This window comes from Vibrio sp. OPT18 (genome assembly GCF_015163615.1).
Taxonomy (GTDB): Bacteria; Pseudomonadota; Gammaproteobacteria; order Enterobacterales; family Vibrionaceae; genus Vibrio; species Vibrio coralliirubri.
In genome coordinates this window covers 1-590 of record NZ_JADDYK010000038.1, presented here as the reverse complement: position 1 = coordinate 590, position 590 = coordinate 1, and the positions used below count along the sequence as shown (strand labels likewise).

Annotated in this window: 1 protein-coding gene; it reads left to right on the top strand. The window is 41.7% G+C overall.

Annotated elements, in window-relative coordinates; all coding sequences use genetic code 11:
• On the top strand, positions 1-590 hold a 590-nt coding region (locus IQQ51_RS09380), incomplete at both ends, for a hypothetical protein (protein ID WP_193840885.1).

Genomic DNA, 590 nt, shown 5'->3' with positions numbered 1-590 from the left:
GTGATCGCGTGGTCACCACTCAGACGCTTGATAAGCCTGGTCTAATCAACTTCCTTCAAAAGTATGCTGACGATGAAATTGAGAAACTGAAAGAACTTATCTTTGGGGGTAATCCTAGCGCAGCCCTTGATACGTTATTCGAACTTGCAGCAGCTTATGAAAATGCTGACGATGCAATACAAACTATATTGAATGAGCTAAGCACCAAGCTAACCAAGGAGGCATTCAATAGTTTTGTAGAAGAGTACAACGCATTTAAGCTATCAGTTGATGAGAGTATAGGTAATCTTAACAAGGTGGACCGATATGAGTACATTAAGGATGTAGGAGATGTTAGGTATTCGGTTTATTTAATTAAGAGGAATGGAATCGTTATGGCTAACATTGGAATTCTGTTGACAAGTGGTGCGGCAGTCACGTCTTGGTTAAGTGACATCATCCCTTTAGAGTTTAGACCGCATTTTCCTATCACAATAGCTGCAAGGGCTTACAAAACAAAGCCAGGCTCACCGGTAGAGCTTATTCTTGCATCTGCAACAATAGCAACTCATGGCGGGATAGCACTAACACCTCATCAGAATACAGATCCC